Genomic DNA, 19,223 nt, shown 5'->3' with positions numbered 1-19,223 from the left:
GACCTCAACGGATGACCTGGTACTGCGGCGAGGCGAAGACGAGGTAGGCCGCCTGGCGGACGCGGTTCAGGCGTGCGGTGTCGTTGCTGACCGGTGTGTAGGCCGAGACCGCGTTGATGACCTGGGTGCGCGGCCCCGACGGGAGCAGCTCGCCCAGGGCCAGCATGGACAGGCGATCGACCAGCGCGGCCGGATTGTCGGCATCGGCCAGGAAACGGCCCAGATCCACACGTGTGCCAACCGCGTTGGGCACGCTCGACACGGGGCCCGAGCCCCCCCAGAAGAGCAGGTAGTTCACGTAGTTGATGCGCTGCAAGGCGGCATTGGCGTTGTGGATGCCAAAGGCCGGGCCCACCAGCGCGGTACCGGCCACGGGGTAGTCGGGCGGATAGAAGTTGAACACCGAGGGTGGGCGGAACATGTGCTGGCGCAGCTGTTCACCCCACCACCAGCCCAGGGCTTCACCGTCCGTGCGCCCATCCAGCGCACGCAGCACGCCGGTGAAGAGCTGCACCGGCTCGCGCAGGCGGCCGAAGTCCACTCCCGGACTCGGGCTGCGGGCCTCGGGGTCGAGCAGGATGGCGGCCACCGTGGCGCGCATGTCACCGCGCTGGCCGCTGCCGAAGCTGTCGAAGCGGCCGGTGTTGAAGGCCGTGGCCACACGCTGCACATAAGCAGGCGAAGGATTGCTGGTGACGAGGTGCTGGATGAGCTGTTTGCCGATGAAGGGCCCGATGTTGGGGTGGTTCATCAGGCTGTCCAGCACGGCTTCCAGGGCCTGTGGCGCGGTGTGGCCGGACGGCAGGCTCACGCCGGACAGCAGGGTGCGCGCGCCGGTGTCGTGGTATCGCGCCACCGGCACCATGTCGCCATCGTAATAGCGGCAGTTGGCGCCCTGCGGCCAGCAGCCCCAGGGCGTGGCGCCGCCGGCGGGGTAGGTCCAGCCGGTGAGCGCATAGGCATAGGCGCGCACGGTGTCGTTGTTGTAGGTGGGCGTGCAGCTGCCCCCCTTGAGCGTGCCGTTCGCATTGAGTTCGCAGGTGCCGATGGAGAAGAGCTGCAGCAGCTCGCGCGCGAAGTTCTCGTTCGGGGCCGCCCGGTCGTTGTTGGCGTTGTTGAGGAAGTCACCCATCACCGGCGACAGGCTCACCTTGCGCAGCACCTCGCGGTAGTTGCCGAAGGACTGCTCCAGCAGCATGTTGTGATAGTTGCGGAAGCCATAGGTGCCGCTCACCTCCAGGTTGGACACCACGACGATCTGCTGCAACGCCAGGGCCACGCGCTGGCGCAGCTGGTCGGGGTTGTTCACCGCGTTGCGGTAGAAGTCCCAGACCAGCGGCGTGGTGGACGACCAGTCGCGCCAGCAGTTGGCGCCGCGCCCGTCGCAGAAGTCACCGCTGCCGGTGTACTGATGCACGGCCCCGGTGCCGCCACTGGTGTAGCGAGACATCGGCGCGGCCATCTGCTCACTGATCCACTTGGCCGGGCCCTGCGTGCGGATCGTGGCGATCAGGGCCTCGGTGGGCCCGAAGGTGGCCTGGTCGGCCAGACGCACGGCGTCGCGCTGGGTGGTAGGCGTGTCGGGCAGGCCGGTCGCGGGCGGCGGCGAGGCCGGCGGGGGCGAAGCCGGCGGTGCGGGTGAGGCCGGCGGCGTGGGGACTGGCCCTGGCGCCGGAGCCGGGCCCGGTGCAGGGGCCGGGCTGGGTGAGCCGGACGCCGGCGGCGCCGGGCTGGGACTGGGGCTGTCGCTACCGCCACCACAGGCGGCCAGGCCCACGACGGCGGCCGACAGGGCAGCACACAGCGCGAGACGATGTGCGCGAATGGGAAGGTTGCCCACTTTTCCTGTATCCACTTGCAAGCTCTCCTCCGTCGGGCGCGGCAGTGTCACCCGGGGATCGACAAGGTCTGTCAGAAAACGTCACGGCGCGACGGCGCTGCCAGGCGGCGGGCAGGCGTTTGCGCTTGTGCTGTCAGAGGTGCAAGTTCGGCGCCTGAAAGGCGCCTGTGTTACGCGTGCTCACACATTCGTGCCGAGCACCGCGCAGGGCGCATCCAGGGCGCCGCCGGCATGCACGCTTACCGCGCAGTACTTGAACTCCGGGATCTTGCCGACGGGATCGAGCGCAGGGTTGGTGAGCTTGTTGATGGCCGCCTCGGCATAGCAGAAGGGCACGAAAACGGCGCCCGGCGGCGTGCCATCGTCGGCGCGGGCGTAGAGCGCCACTTCGCCGCGGCGCGAGCGCAGCGTGACCACGCCGCCGGGCTGCACGCCCAGGCGCTCGAGGTCGAGCGGATGCAGCGAGGCCACCGGGTCGGGCTCGAGCTGGTCGAGCACCGCGCTGCGCCGCGTCATGCTGCCGGTGTGCCAATGTTCGAGCTGGCGGCCGGTGATGAGCACGAAGGGGTAGTCGGCGTCGGGTCGCTCGTGGGCCGGCACGATGTCGACCGGCACGAAGCGGCCACGGCCCGTGGGGGTGGGGAAGTGGTCGGTGAACACCACGGCTTCGCCAGGCGCGTCCTCGTCGGGACAGGGGTGCACGACGGCGCCTTCGCGCTGCAGGCGCGCCCAGCTCAGGCCCGCGAGGCTGGGCATGCACTGGCGCATCTCTTCGTACACCTCGCCGATGTCGGCGTAGTGCCATTGCAGCCCCAGACCCTGCGCCATCGCTTGGAGGATGAGCCAGTCCTGGCGCGCCTGGCCGGGGGGCTGCAGCGCCTGGCGGCCGAGTTGCACCAGGCGGTCGGTGTTGGTGAAGCTGCCGGTCTTTTCGGGGAAGGCCGAGGCCGGCAGCACCACATCGGCCAGGACCGCGGTTTCGGTGAGGAAGATGTCCTGCACCACGAGGTGCTCCAGCGAGGCGAGGGCCTCACGCGCGTGGTTGGCGTCAGGGTCACTCATGGCGGGGTTCTCGCCCAGGATGTACATGCCGCGCACCTCGCCGCGCAGGGCCGCGTCCATCACCTCCACCACGGTGAGGCCGGGCCGGTCGTCCAGCGGCACGCCCCAGAGCTGCTCGAACTTCGCGCGCGCCTGCGCATCGGTCACGCGCTGGTAGTCGGGGAACATCATCGGGATCAGCCCCGCATCCGACGCGCCCTGCACGTTGTTCTGGCCGCGCAAGGGGTGCAGCCCCGTGCCGGGCCGGCCGATCTGGCCGGTCATCAGGGCCAGCGCGATCAGGCAGCGGGCGTTGTCGGTGCCGTGCACGTGCTGGCTGATGCCCATGCCCCAGAGGATCATCGAGGCCCGGGCCGTGGCATAGGCGCGCGCCACCTCGCGGATGGTGCCGGCGTCGATGCCGCACACCGGCGCCATCGCTTCGGGGCTGTAGGCCGCGACGTTGGCTTTGAGATCCTCGTAGCCGACCGTGCGCGCCGCGATGAAGGCCGGGTCCACCAGGCCTTCGTGCACGATCACATGCATCATGGCGTTGAGCAGGGCCACGTCGGTGTCGGCGCGGAACTGCAGGGTGCGCCAGGCATGGCGGGACAGTTCCGTGCGCCGCGGGTCGGCCACCACGAGTGTCGTGCCCTGGCGCACCGCGTTCTTGATCCACGAGGCGGCCACCGGGTGGTTGACCGTGGGGTTGGCGCCGATCACCAGCACGAACTCGGCCAGCGCCACATCGCGCACGGGGTTCGACACCGCGCCCGAGCCGATGCCTTCAAGCAACGCCGCCACCGACGAGGCGTGGCACAGCCGCGTGCAATGGTCGACGTTGTGGCTGCGAAAACCGGTGCGCACCAGTTTCTGGAAGAGGTAGGCCTCTTCGTTGCTGCCCTTGGCCGAGCCGAAGCCGGCCAGCGCGCGTGGGCCCTGGGTGTCGCGGATGCGTCGCAGGCCGCTGCTGGCGAGCGTCAGGGCTTCGTCCCAGCTGGCTTCGCGGAAGACCTCCTGCCAGCGCGCCGGATCGAGCGTGGCGTGGGCCTGCTTGGGCGCATCCTCGCGCCGGACGAGGGGCACCGTCAGCCGGTGTGGATGATGCGCGTAGTCGAAGCCATAGCGCCCCTTCACGCACAGGCGCCCCTGGTTGGCCGGGCCGTCGCGGCCTTCGACGTGCAGGATGCGGTTGTCCTTGACGTGGTAGGTGAGCGCACACCCGACGCCGCAATAGGGGCAGACGGAATCCACCGTGCGATCGGCCTGCACCAGGGCCACGCCCTGGGCCGGGCTGAGCGCCCCGGTGGGGCAGGCCTGCACGCATTCGCCGCAGCCCACGCAGGTGGAGGCGCCCATGGCGTCGTCCATGTCGAAGACGATCCTCGCGTGTGCGCCGCGCCCGGCCAGGCCGATCACGTCGTTCACCTGCTCGTCGCGGCAGGCGCGCAGGCAGCGGGTGCACTGGATGCAGGCGTCCAGGTTCACGGCGATGGCGGGGTGTGAGGCATCGGGCGCCGGCTGCTCGCGCGAGGGGAAGCGCGGGCGGCCCACACCGAGCTTCATCGCCCAGTCGTCCACCTCGTTGTGGCGGGTGTAAGGTGTCTCGGGCAGATCGGACTGCAGCAGCTCGACCACCATCTTCTGAGCCGCCACCGCACGTTCACTGTCGCTGCGCACCACCATGCCGGGCGTGGGCGCGCGGCAGCACGAGGGCGCCAGCACCCGTTCGCCGTCCACCTCCACCATGCAGGCGCGGCAGTTGCCGGCGGGGCTGAGGCCGTCCTTGTGGCACAGGTGGGGGATCTCGATGCCATGGCGTTGCGCGACGGACCAGATGGTCTCACCGGAGCGGGCCCGCACGGGCTGGCCGTTGAGGGTGAAGTCGATGACGACCTCGGGCTGCATCACGGCGCTCATGCGAGCTCCTCGGGGAAGTACCGGATCACGCCATCGACCGGATTCGGCGCCGCCTGGCCCAGGCCGCAGATCGAGGCGTCGCGCATCACCTGCGACAACTCGGCCAGCAAGGCGGTGTCCCAGTGGGGTGCTTCGATGAGGGCCCGTGCTTTCGAGGTGCCCACGCGGCAGGGCGTGCACTGGCCACAGGATTCGGCCTCGAAGAAGCGCATCAGGTTGCGCGCCGCGTCCACCGCGCGGTCGTGTTGCGAGAGCACGATGATGGCGGCCGAGCCGATGAAGCAGCCGTGGGGCTGCAGGGTGTCGAAGTCGAGTGGCACATCGGCCAGCCGCGCGGGCAGGATGCCGCCCGAGGCGCCGCCGGGCAGGTAGGCGTAGAGCGTGTGGCCGTCGAGCATGCCGCCGCAGTGTTCGTCGATCAGTTCGCGCAGCGTGATGCCGGCGGGGGCGAGCTTGACGCCCGGCTGCTTCACGCGGCCCGACACGGAAAACGAACGCAAGCCCTGCCGGCCGTGGCGGCCGTGCGAAGTGAACCACTGCGGCCCGCGCTCCAGGATGTCGCGCACCCAGTAGAGCGTCTCGAAGTTGTGCTCCAGCGTCGGCCGGCCGAACAGGCCCACCTGGGCCACATAGGGCGGGCGCAGCCGCGGCAGGCCCCGCCTGCCTTCGATGGATTCGATCATGGCCGACTCTTCGCCGCAGATGTAGGCGCCCGCACCGCGGCGCAGCTCGATGTGCGGCAACGGCACCGGCGGGTTCGCCTGCAGGGCGGCGAGCTCGCGCGTCAGCATCGTGCGGCAGCCGTGGTATTCGTCGCGCAGGTAGAGGTAGATGGCCTCCACCCCCACGGCCCAGGCGGCGATCAGCACACCTTCCAGGAAGCGGTGCGGGTCACGTTCCAGATAGTGCCGGTCCTTGAAGGTGCCGGGCTCGCCTTCGTCGATGTTCACCGCCATCAGCCGCGGGGCGGGCTGCTCGCGCACGATGCGCCATTTGCGCCCGGCCGGAAAGCCGGCGCCCCCCAGGCCACGCAGGCCCGAGTCTTCCATGGCTTTCAGAACGTCTTCCACGGGCCGGGTGCCGTTCACGCAGGCCTGCAACAGCGCATAGCCACCCTGGGCGCGGTAGGTGTCCAGGCCGGGGGCTTGCGGGACCTCATCGTGGAGCAAGCCTTGCGCGACAGCCGCCTGCACCGCCTGTGCTGTGGCGTGGGCGATCTGCCGTTGGTGCACCACGGCCACCGGCGCTTCGTGGCAGCGGCCCACACAAGGCGCAGGCATCACACGCACGTCGGCGCCCAGCAGCGCGGGCAGCTTCGTCATCAACTCGCGCGCACCCGCCATCTCGCACGAGAGGCTGTCGCACACGCGCACCGTCAGCTTCGGCGGGGCGTCGAAGCCGCCATCAGCGTTCTCGCGCACCACGTCGAAGTGGTGATAGAAGCTCGCCACTTCGTAGACCTCGGCCTGCGACAGGCGCATCCACTGCGCCAGGGCGGCGAGGTGGTCGGTGCGCAGCTGGTGGAAGCGGTCCTGCAGGGCGTGCAGGGCTTCGATGAGCTGGTCGCGCCGTGGCAGCACCTGGTTCAGCGTGGCCTGCACCTCGCGCAGGGCGTCAGGACCCACCTGGCGCCCGCGCGGGGCCTGGCGCTTGCGCTCGCGGCTGGGGGCCCCCGCCGGCTGCAAGGGGATGACCTTGGCGTTCATGCCAGGGATCATAAGCCGCGGCTCGATGCCGCGGGGCAGGCTCTAAGATCGCCCCTGTCTTCTCGTGAAAGCACTCGCCACCATGATGCCTTTTCGCCGCGGCTTCACCCTCATCGAAGTGATGGTCGTGCTCGCCGTGATCGCCATCCTCGCGCTGATGGCCATGCCCTCCATGCAGGGCCGGCTCGTGCGCGAACAGATCGTGGAAGCCGCCCGCTTTGCCGACTTCGCCAAGGCGCCCGTCGCCCAGGCCTGGCGGACCACCGCCACCCTGCCGGCCGACAACGCCGCCGCCGGCCTGCCTGAGCCCCACCGCATCGTCAGCAACCACGTGGCCAGCCTCACGGTGGAAGACGGCGCCTTGCACATCGTCTTTGGTCACCAGGCCAATGGCGCGCTGCGAGGCAAGACGCTCAGCCTGCGCCCCGGCGTGGTGGAGGACTCCCCGGTGGTGCCGGTGGCCTGGGTGTGCGGCCACGCCGCGCCACCCGAGCCCATGGTGGCGCGTGGGGCCGACCGCACCGACATCGAGCGTCGCTTCCTGCCTCGGAACTGCCAGGGGCCTGCCACGCCCTGAGCGCCTGGAGGCGTCAGGCCCCGGGCAGCACCACCACCGCCGACAGGCCCGGCTCGGCGTTGCGCAGCGTGAGTGTGCCGCCGTGCGCCCGAGCGACCAGGCGGCACAGGTAGAGCCCCAGGCCCACGCCACCTGCCGTGCGCGTGCGGGCGCTGTCGGGGCGGTAGAAGGCCTCGGCCAGTTGCTGCAACTGCGCCTCGGGCACGCCGGGGCCGTGGTCGCGCACCTCGATCTCCACGCCGGCGGCCGTGCGCCGCAGGTGTAGTTCGGGCGGCCGGGCCGCATCGCCGCCATGGCGCAAGGCGTTGTCGAGCAGGTTGCGCAGCAGCAGGCGGATGCGGGCGGCATCCAACGGCAGCGCTGACAGATCACCCTGCACATGCACCGTCACCTGCGGGGCCCCCGCGTGCCGGGCGCCCAGCTCGCGCAGCACCTCGGCCACCAGCGCGCCGAGGTCGGTGGGCTCGCGCTGCAAGGCGGCATGGCGCGTGGCCAGGCGTTCGCTTTCCAGCAGGTCGGACACCAGCGTGGCCATCTCCTGCAGGTCGCGCAGCAGGGCCTCGCGCGGCGCACGCACCTCACCGTCTTCCGGCAGCAGTTCGGCGTTCAGCCGCGCGCGTGTGATCGGGCTGCGCAGCTCGTGGCTGATGGCCAGCAGCAGGGCGCGCTTGGCCTCGAGCATCTGGTGGATGTCGTGGCCCATGGTGTTGATGGTCAACGCGAGCTGGCCGAGTTCGTCGGGGCGGCGCGGGTGGCGTACGGGGATGGGCTCGCCGAAGTCGCCCGCGCCGAAGCGCCGCGCACCGGCGCTGATGTCGTTCAGCGGACGCAGGAGGCGGCGCACATACAGCCAGGCCAGCCCCGTGATCAGCAGCACGGCCGCCAGCGCATAGCCGATGAGCCGCGGTCGGCGCTCGAAGACGGCCTCGTCAATGCCAAAGGACAGCCGGTGGCCGTCGGCCGTCACACGTTCGAGCAAGGGGGGGCCGTCGTGGAGCCGGCGGCGGTCCCGACGGTCTTCCCAGTCGCGGTGGGTGGTGTCGTCGTGCGAGGCCCATTGCACGCGGGGGCCTTCGATGCGCACGGTGATCGGCAGCCGGCGCACCAGGGCTTCGGCCCGCTCGATCTGCGGGGTGGCGCCGCCCGCAGTCACTTCGCTGGCGAGGCGGTCCACATAGTCGGCCAGCATCGGCCGGGCCGCTTCGCGCCAGCCCACTGAAAACGCCCGCTGCGCACCGCTCACCAGCACGAAGGTCATGGCCGCGGCCAGCAGCAGGAAGACCAGCACCATGCGCAGCTGGATGGAGTGGCGCAGCCGCCGCCCGGCGCGCTGGTGCCAGCGTTCGGTGTTCATGAGGGGGTGCGCCGCAGCGCCAGCGTGTAGCCCGCGTTGCGCAAAGTCTTGATGCATTCCAGCGGCTCGAGCTTCTTGCGCAGGCGGCTCACCACGATGTCCACCGCGCGCGTGTAGATGAGGATGTCGTCACGGCTGAACACGCGCCCCGGCTCGCGCGCCAGCATCAGCAGCAGCTCGAACTCGCTGGCGGTGAGGTCCACCTCGGCGCCGTCGCGCACCACGCTGCGGCGCACCGGGTCGACGACCAGGCCGTCGAAACGCAGCAGACCGTCGTCCGGGACGGCGTGGCCTGCCGGACGCCGCCGCAGGATGGCCTGCACGCGCGCCACCAGCTCGCGCGGCTCGAAGGGCTTGGGCAGGTAGTCGTCGGCGCCCAGTTCCAGGCCCACCACGCGGTCGGTGAGTTCACCGCGGGCGGTGAGCATCAGGAGGGGGATGTCGCTGTCCTGGCGGATGGCGCGGCACAGCGCAAAGCCATCCATCTCGGGCAGCATCACGTCGAGCAGGGCGGCGTCGAAACCGCCGCCGCGCAGCAGGGCCAGGCCTTCGCTGGGGCGGGTGGCCTGCACCAGTTCCAGCTCGAAGCGCGCGAAGTACTGGGCCAGGGGCGCACCGAGCTGTTCATCGTCGTCGATCAGCAGGATGCGCGCCATGGCCGGCATTGTGGCTCAGCTCAGCCGCGGCCCCAGCCCCAGCGGCGCCCTTCGGCCAGGCGCTCGCGCACCTTCGCCTGCTGCTCGGGCGTGAGGCTGTCGTAGAAGTCGGCCATCGCCGCAATCACCCGCGGCGCCCCGGCCTGCACGGCCTGCGTCTTCTGGTCCACCAGCCGCTGGGCGCCGGCGCGGTCGAAGGTGGTGCCGGCAATCAGCCCCTGCATCTGCGAGCGCGGGTTGCTGCCCTCACCCCGCAGGGCCTTGCGCTGCGCGATCAGCTCATCGGCCAGCACGCCCAGCTTCTGCTTCTGTGCATCGTTCAGGTCGAGCTTGCTGCCGATGCGCTCGATGGCCTTGCCGCGCATCTCGGTCACGCGCTCGTCGCTCCACCCACCCTGCCGCTCATGGCCGCGGGTGCCACAGGCGGACAGCCCGCCCACGAGGGCGGCCGTGCCCAGCAAGCCGAAGAGGGTGCGTCGAATCCAGGTTTTCATGAGAGGCTCCTTTTGCACAAGGCGTTGAACATGCCGCCATGGTGCGCAAGGCAGCGTGCAGGAGCATCTCGGGGCGGTATCGGAAGTTTTCGGATTGTTTCGGGGCGGTGGACACTCAGAAGGCGCCTGCATCTTTGGCGATGTAGGCGGCGCGAAACTCCTCGACAGAGTGGACGAATGACGTGCGGTGAATCATCCGATGGCAATTTGAGCAGAGCACCGTGAAGTCCCTCTTCGGATCAAGCGTCAATCTCTGCCCTTTGAACTCCGAAAGTGGCGTGAGGTGATGAGCCTCGATGAAGGACTTCCCGATTACGCCATACCGCGCCTCGAAGTCGAATCCGCACGCCTTGCAAACATACCCGTGAGCTTGCTTTGCGCGAAGGGCAAGCTTTCGGTTTCTCTCTACCCGCTTGTGCTCTCGCAACCTGCGCAGGTCCTCATCACCCAACGTGCCCTCGTCTTCCTCTGCATCTGCCCTTTCAAAGAGCTGCGGCTCACGTGAGACCAGAGAGAAGTAGAGATCAACAAATCGCCTAAGGTCTGATTCAAGGACCTCGTCCTGAGGCAGTCCATCGCTGGGGTAGAGCAGGGAGCAAATGTTGCCTGCCTCGTAGTAAGCGCTGAGATTGGCGGGACCACTCGAGGCCAGGTCAATCTGGCCTGTGACCAGCCCGGCTGATTGGGAGCCGAGTCTTGCGAGAAAGTCGGCAGCACGGACCCGAAGTGCTGACTTGGCCTCAGCACCGTACTGCTTTCGAGTGCTCGTTACCCCCTGGTTTAGGGAGAGGTAAATTCCCTTGAAATCTTCTCTGACCAGGTAGACCACGTAGTAGCCGTCTTGCGCGCTATCCGTGACGAATCGATCATAGATGGCCGCCCAAGGCGCCCTTGCCCAGTTGCCTTGGCCTGGGCTGCCGTGCATCAGATACCGAGGGTTTGGTCCAATGACTTTCTGGAGCGCTTGGGGGATGTCGCGTCGAATGAACTCCGCCAGCGCATCTCCTGAGAACGGCCGCTCGACGGCCTTCGGATACTCCTCGACGAAGATGCTTAGCGCCGTTCGTAAGCTCATTCGAGTTACCTTCTCTCTTTCACTGGAATCTTCACCCCCCTCTCCACCGTCACCGCCGTCACGCTGTTCTGCGGCGAACCTTCGATCACGCGGTCGGAGTAGGTGAGGTAGACGAGGGTGTTGCGCTGCACGTCGACCATGCGCACCACATGCAAGCGCTTGAAGAGGAGGGACATGCGTTCGGTGAACACGTCCTCTTGCTGCGGCAGCGGTTCCTTGAAGTTGATGGGCCCCACCTGGCGGCATTCGATGGAGGCTTCGGAGCGGTCTTCGGCCAAGCCGAGCGCGCCCTTGATGCCGCCGGTGCGGGCTCGCGAGACGTAGCAGGTGACGCCCGGCACCTTGGGGTCGTCGTAGGCTTCGACGACGATCTTGTGGTCGGGGCCGAGCCATTGGAAGACGGTGTCGACTTCGCCGATCTTCTGCGCCTGGCTCGGGAGAGCGACAAGTGCCGTGCTCAGGACGACCAGGGTGCAGTGTATGGAATGCATCATGGGGTGATTCTCCGGTTGCTGTTCAGCCGCCCCTGCAAGGCCACCAATCCCACCAGGGCCACCAGTGCAAAGCCGGCGCCGGCCAGGAAGGTGGCGCTGGAGCCGAGCTGGTCCCACAGCAGCCCGGCGACGACGCTGGCGGCCAGCAGGGCCACGCCGGTGACGAGGTTGAAGAAGCCGAAGGCGGTGCCGCGCAGGTCGGCGGGCGCGGTGTCGGCCACCAGGGTGGCCAGCAGCCCCTGGGTGAAGGCCATGTGCAGGCCCCACAGCACCACGCCGACCCCCACGCCCCACAGGCCCGGCACGAAGGCCAGCGCGAGGTCGGCGGCCACCAGCACGACCAGCCCGGCCACCAGCAGCCGGATGCGGCCCACGCGGTCGGACAGAGCGCCAGCCGGGTAGGCCGCCACCGAGTACACCAGGTTCATCACCACCAGCACCGCCGGCACCCACATGAGGGCGAGGCCGGCCTCCTGGGCGCGCAGCACCAGGAAGGCTTCGCTGAAACGCGCGAGGGTGAAGACGGCGCCCACGGCCACGACCCACCAGTAGGCACCGCCGAGGCGAGCCAGTTCGCGGCGACTCAGCGGTGCGCGCACGGAGCGGTGGCCCGGTGGGTGCGCGGGTTCCTTCACGGCAAACACGATCAGGCCGAAGGCCAGGAAGGCCGGCACCACGGCGAACCAGAACACCGTCTGGAAGGCGTCCTGGGTCCACCACATCAGGCCGATGGCCAGCAGCGGGCCGAGGAAGGCGCCCAGGGTGTCGAGCGACTGCCGCAGCCCGAAGCTTGCGCCGCGCAGGTGGGGCGGTGCGATGTCGGCCACCAGCGCGTCGCGCGGGGCGCCGCGGATGCCCTTGCCCACGCGGTCGATAAAGCGCGCGGCCACCAGCCAGCCCACCGTGGGCGCCAGGGGGAAGACGGGTTTGGTGACGGCGGCCAGGCCGTAGCCGATGGCGGCGAGCTGCTTGCGGCGGCCGAGCCGGTCAGACAGGGCGCCCGAGAACACCTTGGTGATCGAGGCGGTGGCTTCAGCGATGCCTTCGATCACACCGACCACCAGGGCCGAGGTGCCCAGCACGGTGACAAGGTACACGGGCAGCAGCGCGTGGATCATCTCGGACGAGATGTCCATGAGCATCGAGACGAAACCCAGCACCCAGATGCCGCGTGGGATCTCGCGCAAGGCGGAGGGCGAGGCGGGCGGGGTCAAGGGGATGCCTCGCGAGGTGTCAGTAGGTGAGCTGGTAGCGCTGGTCACGCCAGCGCATCACGGCGGCGCGGGGCAGGATTTCTTCCACCACCAGGTCGCGGGCCACGGTGTCGCCTTCGCGGTAGGGCTGGCCGTTGACGATGGCGATGCGGTCGGCCGGGGTGGACGAGTAGATCAGGCCGCCGAGTGACTGCGGGGGCAGTTGGCTGCGCACGTGGTCGGGCAGATCCTGCAGGCGCGGGGCGGCGGCCGACGGGGCCGGGACGGGTGCGGCGGCGGGGCGGGGCGCGGGGGCGGGCACCACCGCCGCTGCGGGGGTGGGCGCAGGTGCCGGGGCGGGCCGCGCGGGCGCCGGGGCCGGGGCGCGGATCGGTGCCGGAGCGGGCACAGGAGGCGGGGGCGGCGGTGCGGGTGGGGGAGGCGGTGCCGGAGCTGGTGGTGGCGCGGGCGGCGGCGGTGGAGGCGTGGGTGCTTCGGCCTGCGCAGGTGGTGTCGCCTCCACCGGGGCCGGGGCGGGCGCAAGGACGGGCGCGGGCACGGGTGCCGCGGCTACGGGCAGGGGGGCGGGCGGCATCGGGGCCGGGGTGCTTCGGCCCATCCAGTAGGCCACGCCAGGCACGGCGATGCCCAGCACCAGGCCCACGGCCAGCCACAGGCCGGCGCGCGAGCGGGGGCGTTCGCCGTCGGGGTCGTCGACGACGATGTGCTGGCTATCCAGCCCGGGCACGGCGCCGCGCTCGCGCTGGGCGTCGGCGCGTCGCAGGGCATCGAGGATGTAGGACATGGGCGAGGCTCTTGTCGGTCAGGGCGGGGTGGAGGCGGCGGGCGCGGGGGCCGCGGGGGTGGGCAAGGCGGCTGCAGCGACCGGGGGGGCATCCTGCCGTGCCAGGGTCCAGGCGGCGTAGCCCAGGCCGGCCAGGCCCAGCCCAGCGGACAGGGCGGCCGCGGCGGGCAGCCACGGGCCGCGGCGGCCTGCGCGCAGCGCGTGCCACCAGCCGCGAGGGCGCTCGTCGAAGGGCTCCTCCTCGTCGAAGACTTCGTGGGCTGCACGTTCGACGATGGCGGCATCCACACGGGCCTGGGATGTGGCGAAGGCCCCCAGCAGCGCACGGTCGCACAGCAGGTTGATGCGCCTGGGCACGCCGCGCGAGAGCTGGTGGATGCGCTTGAGCGCACCGCGGTCGAAGGGCAGCGGGGTGGTGAGGCCCGCCACGCCCATGCGGTGGCGCACGTAGGCGGCGGTTTCCTTCATGTCGAGCGCGCGCAGGTGGTAGCGGGCGATCACGCGCTGGGCGAGCTGTTCGAGTTCAGGCCGGCGCAGCATGCGGCGCAGCTCGGGCTGGCCGATGAGGATGATCTGCAGCAGCTTGCGTTCGTGGGTTTCGAGGTTGGTGAGCAGGCGCAGCTGCTCCAGCACGTCGGGCGACAGGTTCTGGGCCTCGTCGATGATGAGCACGTTGTTGCGCCCGATCGAGTGCATGCGCAGCAGGAAGGCGTTCAGCGCATCGACATGGTCCTTGAGCGTGGCGGTGCCGGTGCCGAGGTGCTCGATGGGCACCTGGAATTCTTCGCAGATGGTGCGCAGCAGTTCTTCGACCGTGAGCTTGGGGTTGAAGATGTAGGCCACGTTGCAGCGCTTGGGGATGCGCTCCAGGAAGCAGCGGCACACGGTGGTCTTGCCCGCGCCGATCTCGCCGGTGAGCAGCACGAAGCCCCCGCCACCGCCCACCCCGTAGAGCAGGTGCGCCAGGGCCTCGCGGTGGCGCTCGCTCATGTAGAGGTAGCGCGGGTCGGGCGCGATCGAGAAGGGCGCGTGCGCCAGGCCGAAGAATTGCGCGTACATGGGGCGAAGGATAGCGGGGCTTGGTGCCGGACGGTCATTGGGGGGCGCTTAAGGCAGGCTTCATCTGCCGCGGATGCAATGCCATAATGCGTCTGCAGACCCGACCTCTTCTTCGCCCTGGGAAAACCTCCTCTCCCCGTTGGTCCCTCCCCCCCGAGTTGCTCATCCTCGGCCTGAGCCTGTGGTGGCTGGTCATGGAGCACGGCCGCTTCTTCGCCCTGGTGGCCGAGCATGCGGCGCCGGTGCCCACGACGCTGCAGCTGGCGCTGGGCGTGGGTGTGCTCGGGCTGAACATGCTGCTGCTGGCAGTGCTGGCCCCCGGGCGGGCCTTGCGCCCCGTGGCGGCGCTCCTGACCGTGGTGGCGGCGCTGTCGAGCTACTACGCCGACCGCTACGGCGTCTATCTCGACCCGTCGATGCTGCGCAATGTGCTGCACACACAGCCGGCCGAGGCCCGCGAGCTGCTGGGGTGGGCGCTGGCGGGTCACCTGTTGGTACATGCCGGCCCGCCGCTGCTGGTGCTGGCGCTGTGCCCTGTGCGGGCCCGCCCCTGGCGCCGCGCCCTGGCCTGGCGTGCGGGGCTGGTGGCGGGGTCGGCGGGGGTGCTGGTGCTGGCGGTGCTGATGAGCTTCCAGCCCCTGGCCTCGCTGATGCGCAACCACAAGGAGTTGCGCTATCTGCTGGTTCCGGCGGCGGCGGTCTGGTCCTCGGCCCGGGTTCTGGTGTTCGACGCTCAGGAGGCGGCCGGGCCGCGGCAGGCCATCGGCCTGGACGCCGCCAGCATCCGCCCCGCGGCGGCGCGACCCCAGCTCCTCGTGCTGGTGGTGGGCGAAACCGCGCGTGCGGCCAACTGGGGCCTGAACGGCTACCCGCGACAGACCACGCCCGGTCTGGCCGCGCGCGGTGTGATCAACTTCACCAACGTGACCAGTTGCGGCACGAACACCGAGGTGTCGGTCCCGTGCATGTTCGCACCGGTGGGGCGGCGTGATTACGATGAAGCCCGCATCCGGCGCAGCGAATCCTTGCTGCATGTGCTGGCGCGAGCCGGCGTGGACGTGCAGTGGATCGACAACCAGACCGGCTGCAAGGGCGTGTGCGAGGGTTTGCCCACCACCACGGTGGCCGAGCTGAACCCCCCCGGGATGTGCGAGGGTGGGCGCTGCCTCGACGAAGGGCTGCTGGCCGGGCTCGACGAGCGGCTGACAAGCCTGCACGGGCGGCAGGTGCTGGTGCTGCACATGCTGGGCAACCACGGGCCGTCCTACTTCCGCCGCTATCCCGAGGCCTTTGCCCAATTCCAACCCGAATGCCGGGAGGATGAGCTGCAACGCTGCTCGCGTGAGGCCATCGTCAATGCCTACGACAACGCGCTGCTCTACACGGACCATGTGCTCAGCCGCCTGATCGACACCCTGGCCGCGCATGCCGGGCGGGTGGACAGTGCGATGCTCTACGTGTCCGACCATGGCGAGTCGCTGGGCGAGTCCGGGCTGTACCTGCACGGTTTGCCGTATGCCATTGCGCCGGCCGAGCAGACCCGCGTGCCGATGGTGATGTGGTTCTCCCAGGGCTTCGCGCAGGTATCGGGTCTGGATACGGCCTGTCTGGCGGGACAGGCCGGCCAACCCGTGCAGCATGATCATCTGTTCCATACCGTGCTGGGGCTGACCGGGGTGGGAACGGCCTTGCATGACGCTGCATGGGACCTGACGGGCGGCTGCCGGCCGGAACCGCCGTCGGCGCCGGCGGCCGGGGAGGTCCGATGAGCGGGCGGCGGGCATGGGTCGCGCTGGTGGTGGCTGCGCTTTTCATCCTGGCGTGGGAGGCTGGTGGTGGGGATCTGTGGGTGGCCCGCGCGGTGGGCGCCGCCGACGGGTTCCCTGGGCGTGGTCAGTGGGTGTTTCGCGACCTCCTGCATGACGACGCGCGCTGGTTGTCCGGCTTTGCTCTCGCGGCCTGGGCGCTCTGGGCGGCTGGCAGGGGTGAGCGGGCCGTCGGCCCGAGCCGCAGCGAACGCTGGCGCGCCTGGGGCCTGGCGGTGACCTTGTTGTTGCTGGTGCCTGCCGTGAAGCGGCTGAGCCTGGCCAGCTGCCCCTGGGATCTGGCGCTCTTTGGCGGCACCGCCCAGTACCTGTCTCACTGGACGCTGTGGTGGCCGGGCAGTGGCGATGGCGGCCCGGGGCATTGTTTTCCCGCGGGGCATGCCACCTCGGCGTTCGCCTTCCTGCCAGGCGTGTGGCTGTGGTGGCGGCACGATCGGCGCAAGGCGGTGGCCTGGGGCGGTGCGGTGCTGGTGGCGGGCGTGCTCGTTTCCCTGGCACAGACGGTGCGCGGCGCCCATTTCGTGAGCCACAACCTGTGGACGGCCTGGCTGTGCTGGGCGGCCTGCGCAGGTCTGGCCCCTCGCCTGGTTGCTGCGGGGCCGCAGGTGCTGGGACATGACACACAATGGCGCCATGCCCGCGCAGTTCCTCAGACGATTGACCGGACGTGACCGAACTCGGCAGGCCAACCGGCAGCTCGGCCTGCTGCTTGCCTTCGTGGCGGGCGGCATCAATGCCGGGGGGTTCCTGGCGGTGCACCGCTACACCTCGCACATGACAGGGATCGTCTCGGCCATCGCCGACGACCTGGTGCTGGGGCAGATCACGCTGGTGCTGGGGGGGCTTGTGTCGGTGGGCGCCTTCATTGCAGGGGCGGCCCTCACCGCGGTGCTGATCAACTGGGCGCGACGTCGCCAGATGCACAGCGAGTACGCGCTCTCGCTCTTGCTCGAAGCGGTCTTGCTGCTGGTGTTCGGTTTGCTTGGCGCCAACCTCGCGCTGCACACGGGGCTGATGGTGCCGGCCACCGTGCTGCTGCTGTGTTTCGTGATGGGCCTGCAGAACGCCGTGGTCACGAAAATTTCGAAAGCCGAGATCCGCACCACGCACATGACAGGCATCATCACCGACCTGGGCATCGAACTGGGCCGGCTGATCTACTGGAACCGCTCCGAACAGGCCAACGCGCAGCATTTCGTGCGCGCCAACCGTGATCGGCTGAAGGTGCATGCGGCGGTGCTGGTGGCCTTCCTGGGCGGTGGGGTCGTCGGTGCGGCAGCCTTCAAGTCGCTGGGCTTCAGCGCGGCGGTGCCGTTTGCCGCGCTGCTGGTGGTGATGGCGTTGCTGCCCGTGCTGGATGATCTGCGCGGCCTGGGCGCTGCCGGCAAAGCGTCCTAGCCGGCGGCGGCCCGAAAGGGCATCACGTGCACCAGCTCCGGATCGAGCCGCACGCCCAGCACCGTGCCGGGCTCCAGGCCCACACGGCGCGGGCCGGCCACGCTGAGCTTGAGGCTCACGCCGGGCAGGTCGGCCAGTTCGCATACCACGAGGCTGATTTCGCCGAGGTGGCGCGCTTCGCGCACGGTGGCTCGCCAGGCGTCGGGGCCGGCGGCGTGGGGGTCGAGCAGGTGCAGGCCTTCGCTGCTGATCACCCAGTGCACGGCTTGGCCGGCCGTGATCTTGCCTTTGTCGCGCACGCGCAGGCGGGGGCCCTGGCCCCGCGCCGCACCGGGTGCCTGCCAGCGCAACCAGCCCCAGCCGGGGGCATCGGCCGGGCCCAGCCACTCGCCTTCGAAGCGGTTCTGCAGCCCCACCAGGTCGGCCACCCGGGCGTTGCGCGGGGCGCGGTGGATGGCGGCGGGGCTGCCTTGCTGGAGCACACGGCCGGCGTCCAGCACCACCAGCTGGTCGGCCAGCAACCGGGCTTCCTGCAGGTCGTGGGTGACCAGCACGATGGGGATGGACAGCTCGCGCCTCAGGTCGGCCAGCAGGGTGTACAAGCCCTGGCGGTTCATCTGATCGACGGCCGAGAAGGGCTCATCCAGCAGCAGCAGCCGCGGCTCGCGCGCCAGGGCGCGGGCAACGGCCACCCGCTGCTGCTGCCCGCCTGACAGGCCCGCCGGGCGACGGTGGTGGTGCTCGGCTTCAAGCCGCACGTGGGCCAGCCATTGCTGCGCCGCTGCGCGCCGCTGCGCGCGCGGCAGATGCAGCAGCGACAAGGCCACGTTGTCCACCGCGTCGAGGTGCGGCATGAGCGCGTAGTGCTGGAACACCAGACCCACGTGGCGAGCCTGGGCGGGGCGGAACACACCGGCGGTGGTGTCGCACCAGACCTCGTTGCCCACCTGCACGCGGCCGTGGGTCGGGCGCATCAGGCCGGCCAGCACGCGCAGCATCGAGGTTTTGCCGGCGCCCGAGGGGCCCACCAGCGCGGTCAACTCACCGGCGGCGCAGCCAAAGCGACCGTGCAAAGGCATCGGGTGCGACTGCGCGATGTCGACGAACAGGTCCTGGCTCACCGCTTCACCACCAGCCGCGCCGAGGCGAAGAAGGAGGCCGCCACCGCGCCCAGCGAGAACAGCAGCAGCACCAGGGCCATCTGGTCGGCGCTGTGCAGGTCGAAGGCCTGCACGCGGTCATAGATGGAGATGGCGATGGTCTTGGTTTCGCCGGGGATGCTGCCGCCCACCATCAGCACCACACCGAACTCGCCCAGGGTGTGCACGAAGGTCAGCACCATGGCCGAGAGCACGCCTGGCCAGGCCAGCGGCAGCTCGATGCGCCAGAAGGTCTGCCAGCCCGACAGGCCGCTCACCGCGGCCGCTTCGGCCAGGTTGCGCGGGATGGCCTCGAAGGCGCGCTGCACCGGCTGGACCATGAAGGGGATGTTGAACACCACCGAGGCGATCAGCAGGCCGGCGAAGTTGAAGGTCAGGCGCAGGTCGAAGTGCTCGGCCAGGAAGCGGCCCAGCGGCGAGGCCCCACCCAGAGAGACCAGCAGGTAGTAGCCCAGCACGGTGGGCGGCAGCACCAGCGGCAACACCACCACGGCTTCGATCCAGGCCTTGATGCCGATACGCGTGCGCGCCAGCCAGCGGCCCAGCCACAGCCCCAGCGGCAGCAGCACGGCCAGGGTCGCGGCGGCCAGTTCCAGCGAAAGAAGCAGGGCCTCCCAGTCCAAAG

Annotated in this window: 16 protein-coding genes and 1 pseudogene; 4 read left to right on the top strand and 13 right to left on the bottom strand. The window is 70.0% G+C overall.

Annotated features, from left to right (window positions below; all coding sequences use genetic code 11):
* Positions 1 to 4: 4 nt before the first annotated feature.
* The 3 genes from C1704_RS16020 to C1704_RS16010 all read right to left on the bottom strand — a co-directional run bounded on the left by C1704_RS16020 (position 5) and on the right by C1704_RS16010 (position 6,507).
* The gene (locus C1704_RS16020) at positions 5 to 1,855 is read right to left on the bottom strand and encodes a DUF1800 domain-containing protein (protein ID WP_245876525.1); all 1,851 of its coding nucleotides are present in this window, start codon (positions 1,853 to 1,855) and stop codon (positions 5 to 7) included.
* A 165-nt stretch (positions 1,856 to 2,020) separates the two neighbouring features.
* Positions 2,021 to 4,801, bottom strand: a complete 2,781-nt coding sequence (fdhF, locus tag C1704_RS16015; protein ID WP_104303738.1) for a formate dehydrogenase subunit alpha — start codon at positions 4,799 to 4,801, stop codon at positions 2,021 to 2,023.
* Positions 4,798 to 6,507, bottom strand: a complete 1,710-nt coding sequence (locus C1704_RS16010) for an NADH-ubiquinone oxidoreductase-F iron-sulfur binding region domain-containing protein (RefSeq protein WP_104303737.1) — start codon at positions 6,505 to 6,507, stop codon at positions 4,798 to 4,800. The genes fdhF and C1704_RS16010 overlap by 4 nt, the downstream gene beginning before the upstream one ends.
* 82 nt (positions 6,508 to 6,589) lie before the next feature.
* Here C1704_RS16010 and C1704_RS16005 point away from each other — a divergent pair, with 82 nt between their 5' ends.
* Complete coding sequence (locus C1704_RS16005; RefSeq protein WP_104303736.1) at positions 6,590 to 7,084, top strand: pilin; 495 nt, start codon at positions 6,590 to 6,592, stop codon at positions 7,082 to 7,084.
* A gap of 13 nt (positions 7,085 to 7,097) precedes the next feature.
* Here the strand turns inward: C1704_RS16005 and C1704_RS16000 are convergent, their stop codons facing one another.
* The 8 genes and pseudogenes from C1704_RS16000 to C1704_RS15965 all read right to left on the bottom strand — a co-directional run.
* Positions 7,098 to 8,438: a sensor histidine kinase gene (locus C1704_RS16000; protein WP_104303735.1), complete on the bottom strand. Its 1,341-nt coding sequence runs from the start codon at positions 8,436 to 8,438 to the stop codon at positions 7,098 to 7,100.
* Complete coding sequence (locus C1704_RS15995; protein ID WP_104303785.1) at positions 8,435 to 9,094, bottom strand: response regulator transcription factor; 660 nt, start codon at positions 9,092 to 9,094, stop codon at positions 8,435 to 8,437. Before C1704_RS15995 ends, C1704_RS16000 begins: the two co-directional genes overlap by 4 nt.
* Positions 9,095 to 9,114: 20 nt before the next feature.
* Positions 9,115 to 9,588, bottom strand: a complete 474-nt coding sequence (locus C1704_RS15990; protein WP_104303734.1) for a Spy/CpxP family protein refolding chaperone — start codon at positions 9,586 to 9,588, stop codon at positions 9,115 to 9,117.
* Positions 9,589 to 9,703: 115 nt separating this feature from the next.
* Positions 9,704 to 10,663: an MrcB family domain-containing protein gene (locus tag C1704_RS15985; RefSeq protein WP_104303733.1), complete on the bottom strand. Its 960-nt coding sequence runs from the start codon at positions 10,661 to 10,663 to the stop codon at positions 9,704 to 9,706.
* A gap of 5 nt (positions 10,664 to 10,668) precedes the next feature.
* The gene (locus tag C1704_RS15980) at positions 10,669 to 11,154 is read right to left on the bottom strand and encodes a CreA family protein (RefSeq protein WP_419186812.1); all 486 of its coding nucleotides are present in this window, start codon (positions 11,152 to 11,154) and stop codon (positions 10,669 to 10,671) included.
* Entirely contained in the window at positions 11,154 to 12,371 is a 1,218-nt protein-coding gene (locus C1704_RS15975) for an MFS transporter (protein WP_245876524.1), read from the bottom strand. Before C1704_RS15975 ends, C1704_RS15980 begins: the two co-directional genes overlap by 1 nt.
* A gap of 19 nt (positions 12,372 to 12,390) precedes the next feature.
* Entirely contained in the window at positions 12,391 to 13,155 is a 765-nt protein-coding gene (locus tag C1704_RS15970; RefSeq protein ID WP_104303731.1) for a general secretion pathway protein GspB, read from the bottom strand.
* A gap of 21 nt (positions 13,156 to 13,176) precedes the next feature.
* Positions 13,177 to 14,214, bottom strand: a pseudogene (locus tag C1704_RS15965) (ExeA family protein); the annotation flags it as partial.
* Between the two features lie 158 nt (positions 14,215 to 14,372).
* Here C1704_RS15965 and C1704_RS15960 point away from each other — a divergent pair.
* The 3 genes from C1704_RS15960 to C1704_RS15950 are packed head-to-tail and all read left to right on the top strand — an operon-like array spanning position 14,373 to position 17,438.
* A complete protein-coding gene (locus C1704_RS15960; RefSeq protein WP_245876523.1) occupies positions 14,373 to 15,983 on the top strand; it encodes a phosphoethanolamine transferase in 1,611 nt (536 codons plus the stop codon).
* Positions 15,980 to 16,711 (top strand): phosphatase PAP2 family protein, encoded by a 732-nt coding sequence (locus C1704_RS15955; RefSeq protein WP_170064721.1) that lies wholly within the window; start codon positions 15,980 to 15,982, stop codon positions 16,709 to 16,711. Before C1704_RS15960 ends, C1704_RS15955 begins: the two co-directional genes overlap by 4 nt.
* The gene (locus tag C1704_RS15950) at positions 16,674 to 17,438 is read left to right on the top strand and encodes a YoaK family protein (protein ID WP_104303727.1); all 765 of its coding nucleotides are present in this window, start codon (positions 16,674 to 16,676) and stop codon (positions 17,436 to 17,438) included. The genes C1704_RS15955 and C1704_RS15950 overlap by 38 nt, the downstream gene beginning before the upstream one ends.
* Here the strand turns inward: C1704_RS15950 and C1704_RS15945 are convergent.
* Together C1704_RS15945 and modB are read right to left on the bottom strand one after the other, a co-directional pair.
* The gene (locus C1704_RS15945) at positions 17,435 to 18,559 is read right to left on the bottom strand and encodes an ABC transporter ATP-binding protein (protein WP_211286952.1); all 1,125 of its coding nucleotides are present in this window, start codon (positions 18,557 to 18,559) and stop codon (positions 17,435 to 17,437) included. The genes C1704_RS15950 and C1704_RS15945 overlap by 4 nt on opposite strands.
* The gene (gene modB / locus C1704_RS15940) at positions 18,556 to 19,221 is read right to left on the bottom strand and encodes a molybdate ABC transporter permease subunit (RefSeq protein ID WP_104303726.1); all 666 of its coding nucleotides are present in this window, start codon (positions 19,219 to 19,221) and stop codon (positions 18,556 to 18,558) included. The genes C1704_RS15945 and modB overlap by 4 nt, the downstream gene beginning before the upstream one ends.
* Between the last annotated feature and the right edge of the window lie 2 nt (positions 19,222 to 19,223).

The sequence above is a fragment of the Caldimonas caldifontis genome (assembly GCF_002930615.1).
Lineage (GTDB): Bacteria > Pseudomonadota > Gammaproteobacteria > Burkholderiales > Burkholderiaceae_C > Caldimonas > Caldimonas caldifontis.
The sequence above is the reverse complement of the archived record's forward strand: the minus strand, read 5'-3'. Positions and strand labels throughout refer to the sequence as shown.

Coding starts and splice junctions, on each gene's coding strand:
- fdhF (WP_104303738.1), bottom strand. CDS start 4,801: ATGAGCGCCGTGATGCAGCCCGAGGTCGTCATCGACTTCACCCTCAAC.
- C1704_RS16010 (WP_104303737.1), bottom strand. CDS start 6,507: ATGAACGCCAAGGTCATCCCCTTGCAGCCGGCGGGGGCCCCCAGCCGC.
- C1704_RS16005 (WP_104303736.1), top strand. CDS start 6,590: ATGATGCCTTTTCGCCGCGGCTTCACCCTCATCGAAGTGATGGTCGTG.
- C1704_RS16000 (WP_104303735.1), bottom strand. CDS start 8,438: ATGAACACCGAACGCTGGCACCAGCGCGCCGGGCGGCGGCTGCGCCAC.
- C1704_RS15995 (WP_104303785.1), bottom strand. CDS start 9,094: ATGGCGCGCATCCTGCTGATCGACGACGATGAACAGCTCGGTGCGCCC.
- C1704_RS15990 (WP_104303734.1), bottom strand. CDS start 9,588: ATGAAAACCTGGATTCGACGCACCCTCTTCGGCTTGCTGGGCACGGCC.
- C1704_RS15985 (WP_104303733.1), bottom strand. CDS start 10,663: ATGAGCTTACGAACGGCGCTAAGCATCTTCGTCGAGGAGTATCCGAAG.
- C1704_RS15980 (WP_419186812.1), bottom strand. CDS start 11,154: ATGCATTCCATACACTGCACCCTGGTCGTCCTGAGCACGGCACTTGTC.
- C1704_RS15970 (WP_104303731.1), bottom strand. CDS start 13,155: ATGTCCTACATCCTCGATGCCCTGCGACGCGCCGACGCCCAGCGCGAG.
- C1704_RS15955 (WP_170064721.1), top strand. CDS start 15,980: ATGAGCGGGCGGCGGGCATGGGTCGCGCTGGTGGTGGCTGCGCTTTTC.
- C1704_RS15950 (WP_104303727.1), top strand. CDS start 16,674: ATGCCCGCGCAGTTCCTCAGACGATTGACCGGACGTGACCGAACTCGG.